1 protein-coding gene is annotated in these 524 nt (G+C 69.3%); it reads left to right on the top strand.

The window, feature by feature from the left end; translation table 11 throughout:
* A partial coding sequence (locus H5J33_RS36575) for an aminotransferase class III-fold pyridoxal phosphate-dependent enzyme (protein WP_181798972.1) occupies positions 1 to 524 on the top strand: 524 nt, incomplete at both ends.

The following is a 524-nucleotide window of genomic DNA, read 5'->3' as shown; positions in this document are numbered from 1 at the left end:
CTGCCGTACAAGGTGATGTTCCCGGGCCCGACGGGCACCAACGCGGTGGAGTCCGCGCTGAAGCTGGCGCGGAAGGTGAAGGGGCGCGAGGCGGTCGTGTCGTTCACCAACGCCTTCCACGGCATGTCGCTGGGCTCGCTCGCCGTCACCGGCAACGCCTTCAAACGGGCCGGCGCCGGCATCCCGCTGGTCCACGGCACCCCGATGCCGTTCGACAACTACTTCGACGGCACCGTCCCGGACTTCCTGTGGTTCGAGCGGCTCCTCCAGGACCAGGGCTCCGGCCTGGACAAGCCCGCCGCCGTGATCGTGGAGACCGTGCAGGGCGAGGGCGGCATCAACGTGGCCCGGCCCGAGTGGCTGCGCGCGCTGAAGGAGCTGTGCGAGCGGCAGGACATGCTGCTCATCGTCGACGACATCCAGATGGGCTGCGGCCGCACCGGCGCCTTCTTCTCCTTCGAGGAGGCCGGCATCACCCCGGACATCGTCACCGTGTCGAAGTCGATCAGCGGCTACGGCCTGCC

The sequence above is a fragment of the Streptomyces sp. WELS2 genome (genome assembly GCF_013870595.1).
In the GTDB taxonomy this organism is placed as follows: domain Bacteria; phylum Actinomycetota; class Actinomycetes; order Streptomycetales; family Streptomycetaceae; genus Streptomyces.
This window is presented reverse-complemented; position numbering and strand designations above follow the sequence as displayed.